Below are 4,090 nucleotides of genomic sequence, written 5' to 3'. Positions count from 1 at the left end.
CACTCTTGTATTCAGCGGACTCTGCCGCAAGGAGGGAAAGGAAGCCTCACCCATACGACGGTATTATATCATCAGCCTACTGGCTGCTGATACCAAATCTTAATCTTTATAGTAGGAGGTAAGTATATGGGTTATCTTGTAGGAGTCGGATTTCTTATTGCTTTCAGTGTGGCGATTGGAGTGGTAGCAACGATCTTGGGTCTGTGGCTCGGTCAAATTATTTTGTTTGACAGCATTGCGATGGGAATCGTTGCGGGTGTATGCTGTCACCACTTTGCACATGTCCATACAGCATTATCTGTGCTTGTTGGCATTGGAGTTTGCGTGTTGTTTTTTGCGCTGCAAAATACAACGATTGGTTTTTTCCTTGTGGGTGGTATCTTCACGTTGGCGTACTCTGTGTTATTTGGATTGATCGCTCTTGTTTTAACTGCCGATACAATTTGGGGATTGGTGGTATTTGGATTGACCCTTATAATCGTTGCTGGACTACACCTGAAGGCAAGAGAAGAAAGTTAATAACTGCTTAAATAAAACAAAGAGCCAGGGGCGGTTCAGTAATGTGCCGATTCTTTGCAGTGTCCAGAAGCGGCTATTACAGCTTTGTAAAGCGGATGAAGCGACCCGAAAAAGATGCCGTCCTTGCTGAAATCATCCGGCAGCAGCAGGCAAAATGCTTTCATACCTACGGATACCGACGGATGTGGCAGTGGCTGAAAGGCAGCAAAGAGATTTGCCACAACCCAAAGACCATTTTGCGTGTTATGAAGAAATACGACCTGTTGGCAGAGATTCGTCGCCGCAGAAAGTGGCAGCAGATGAGCCAGCACGTACATAAATACCAAAATCTGCTCAACCGAAATTTCCAAGCCGCGGCTCCCAACTGCAAATGGGTCACTGACATTTCTTATATTCAGACGAAGCAGGGGGTATTGTACCTGTCCATGATCCGGGATCTGTATGACAACAGCATTGTGGCCTACAAGACTGCGACACAGCAAACGGTGAACCTGGTGCTGGACGCCCTCAATGTGGGGATGCTGATGATGGGCCGTCGGACGGACGTGGACGTGGATGCGGCCATTCTGGAATTTGTCACAAAGTACGGCCTGCTGGGCCTGATGACGGCGCTGCCCACCACGCCGTCTTTCATGGACTACGAGGCGGTTTACCTGCCGAAGAATCATTTCATCAAGGCGGAGACGATGGAGACGGAGGATTATCTGGCGCTGTTCTATCCCTTTGAGCAGCTGGATGTGGTGAAACAGGGCGTAGAATCCGACTGGACGGTATCCGGCGACCGCACGATGATCGCGCTGACCATGACCTTTGCCGACGAGCCGATGGCAAAAACCATGAGCTTCCAGCGGGAATATGCGGAACCCTATGACTGGATCGCCCAGCAGCTCAAAGACTGGGCCTTTACGCTGACAACTTCCGTTTTGTACTACCACGACTATGATTCTATCGACGAGGGCACCCGGAACTTGTACCGCAAGGCGATGGCGGCCTTTGGCGGGATCGCGCCCAGCTATCACATTGAGTTGCTGGAAAAGCCGACGATTTATTGGGACTTTCACTCACTTTTGCTAGGTATCCAGATGATGTTCAGCTTCATGCTGGTGGACGAGGCAAGGCCGCTGCGTTTGTGCAAGCACTGCCAGAAGGTGTTTATGAGCAGCCGTGCCAACGCCGCTTTTTGCAGCGCACGGTGCAAGAACCAGTATAATGTGTACAAAAGCCGGGGAAAACATAAAGAACAGGACGGTGACGAAAATGCCTGAGAGCCAGAATACGGAATGGAAAAGCAAGTGGAAAGACGAATATCTGGAATGGATTTGCGGCTACGCCAACGCGCAGGGCGGAAAAATCTATATCGGCTGCGATGACGAGGGCAATGTTATCGGCCTATCTAACGCCCGCAAGCTGCTGGAGGACATTCCCAATAAAATTCGGGATGCGATGGGAATTATTGTCGGCGTCAACCTTTTGGATAAGAACGGCAAGGAATACATCGAGATCGACGTGCCACCGTATCCCATCGGCATCTCCTGTAAGGGTGTCTACTACTACCGCAGCGGCAGTACCCGGCAGATTCTGACCGGCCCGGCGCTGGAAGCCTTCCTCATGCGAAAGAGGGGCGCGACTTGGGACAATCTGCCTCTCCCGGCTTTTTCGCTGGATGATGTAGATGACGAAACGGTGGCTCATTTTAAGCAGTGGGCCGCCAAAAAGGGACGCATTGACCGAAGCGTGTTGGATGAGCCAAAGGACGTGCTTATGGAAAAGCTGCACCTGATGAACGGCCCGTATCTGACCAACGCGGCCATGCTCCTGTTCAGCAAAGACCCGGAGAAATGGCAGCTGGGTGCGTATGTGAAAATCGGCTATTTTGAGACGGACGCCGACTTGCTGTATCAGGATGAAATACACGGCTCCATTCTGGAACAGATCGACAAGATCGTGGAGCTGGTGTACCTCAAGTACATGAGGGCCAAAATCACATATGAGGGGATGCAGCGGATCGAGCGGTACTTTGTGCCGGAAGAAGCCCTGCGGGAAGCCTTGCTGAACGCCCTGTGCCACAAGCAGTATCAATCCGGTGTGCCCATTCAGATCAGCGTGTATGAAGATAAGCTGTATATTGTCAACTGCGGATGTCTGCCGGAAAATTGGACGCTGGAAAACCTGATGAGCAAGCACGCCTCCAGCCCCTACAACCCCAACATTGCCCATGTGTTCTATCTGGCGGGCTTTATTGAGAGCTGGGGCCGAGGTATTGAAAAAATCTGCTCTGCCTGTGAAAAGGACGGTGTGCCGCAGCCGGAATATACGATTAACCCCGGTGACATTATGATAAAATTCACCGCACCGGAAGATCGGCTCATCCGTTCTGTTACCGGCAGGGTGACAGAAAAGGTAACAGATAAGGTGACAGATACGTTGGATGAGACATCACTGAAAATTCTGAATCTCCTTGCCGTCGATCCGGCATACACAACGACGTTCCTTGCCGAAAATCTGTCTCTGAGCCGGAAAACCGTGTCGCTCAGATTAAAAATGCTTAAAGATGCTGGCTTGATTGAGCGTATCGGCTCCGACCGCAAAGGATACTGGAAGTTGCTGAAATAACGCAAAATGCCCTCACGGCAGGCTGACAAGGCTTGCTGTGAGGGCATTGCTGCTTATTCTGCGTACACAAGTTCATGCAGGACAATTTCTTCGGCCCGGCTGTGGATGTTGTTCCTCCGGTACACCCACTCCATCTGATCGGCGGCTTTCAGTGCCTCAGTCACGCCTTCTCGGCGCATCATCTCAGCTTCGATAATGTCCAGCCGTTTTTTGCAGGCGGCGTCGATCTCCGACAAATGGGGAAAGAGTTTTCCGTGAGCAGCAGGATACTGTAAAGGGCGGGACGGTGGTCTTTCAGATAAGCACGGCGCATACGGCCATATTTACCGATGCGGTATTCCTGCGTGTCAGCCAATACGAGGTCGGGAATCAGATAATCCCCGCATTGGGTGTAGGTCAGTTCCATAATGGCCTCCTTTGTGGGAATGTGTGGGGTTGACAGTTACGGTCAGGTTCAGGGGTATCCCTCCTTCATCACAACTGTCTTTTCATTCGCCACAAATGAGCCGCAGTCATGATGTAATTTTCGGTGGTGTAATCCACCCTTTATAAATTACATCATGGTTGTAAAAATGGATATAGCGGTCAATCATTTCATTTGCTTCGGAGAAGGTTGCCGGCTTGTGGCGGTAGATGCACTCTGTTTTGAGAATGGAGAAGAAATTTTCTGCCATTGCATTGTCATACGGGTTTCCCCGTCTTGACATCGAAGGCGTAATGCCGTATTGTTTAGTCAGCTGGAAATATGCTTGGGATGTGTATTGAAAGCCTTGGTCGCTGTGGAGCTGCAACTCTGCGGCGACCTTCTTCTTTTCGTTGCGTACTGCCTGGCGGATGGTGTCCAGCACCAGGTTCACCGTTTGCTGTGTCGCAGTCTTGTAGGCCACAATGCTGTTGTCATACAGATCCCGGATCATGGACAGGTACAATACCCCCTGCTTCGTCTGAATATAAGAAA

General features: G+C 50.6%; 4 protein-coding genes and 1 pseudogene. 3 read left to right on the top strand and 2 right to left on the bottom strand.

What is annotated here, in order from left to right:
* The first annotated feature begins 126 nt into the window (after positions 1-126).
* From B5F98_RS12480 to B5F98_RS12470, 3 genes are all read left to right on the top strand, one after another.
* Positions 127-519, top strand: coding sequence for a hypothetical protein (locus B5F98_RS12480; RefSeq protein WP_087373296.1), 393 nt, complete (start codon positions 127-129; stop codon positions 517-519).
* Between the two features lie 95 nt (positions 520-614).
* Positions 615-1,784: an IS3 family transposase gene (locus tag B5F98_RS12475; protein ID WP_087373298.1), complete on the top strand. Its 1,170-nt coding sequence runs from the start codon at positions 615-617 to the stop codon at positions 1,782-1,784.
* Positions 1,777-3,132: an ATP-binding protein gene (locus B5F98_RS12470; RefSeq protein WP_087373292.1), complete on the top strand. Its 1,356-nt coding sequence runs from the start codon at positions 1,777-1,779 to the stop codon at positions 3,130-3,132. The genes B5F98_RS12475 and B5F98_RS12470 overlap by 8 nt, the downstream gene beginning before the upstream one ends.
* Positions 3,133-3,185: 53 nt before the next feature.
* On the opposite strand, the pseudogene B5F98_RS12465 reads toward B5F98_RS12470, so the two are convergent.
* Both B5F98_RS12465 and B5F98_RS12460 read right to left on the bottom strand, forming a co-directional pair.
* Positions 3,186-3,538: pseudogene (locus B5F98_RS12465) on the bottom strand (TnpV protein).
* Between the two features lie 106 nt (positions 3,539-3,644).
* The coding region (locus B5F98_RS12460) for an IS3 family transposase (RefSeq protein ID WP_143482817.1) at positions 3,645-4,090 on the bottom strand (446 nt) is incomplete at its 5' end.

Source organism: Pseudoflavonifractor sp. An44, from assembly GCF_002161675.1.
Classification (GTDB): domain Bacteria; phylum Bacillota; class Clostridia; order Oscillospirales; family Oscillospiraceae; genus Enterenecus; species Enterenecus faecium.
The sequence above is the reverse complement of the archived record's forward strand: the minus strand, read 5'-3'. Positions and strand labels throughout refer to the sequence as shown.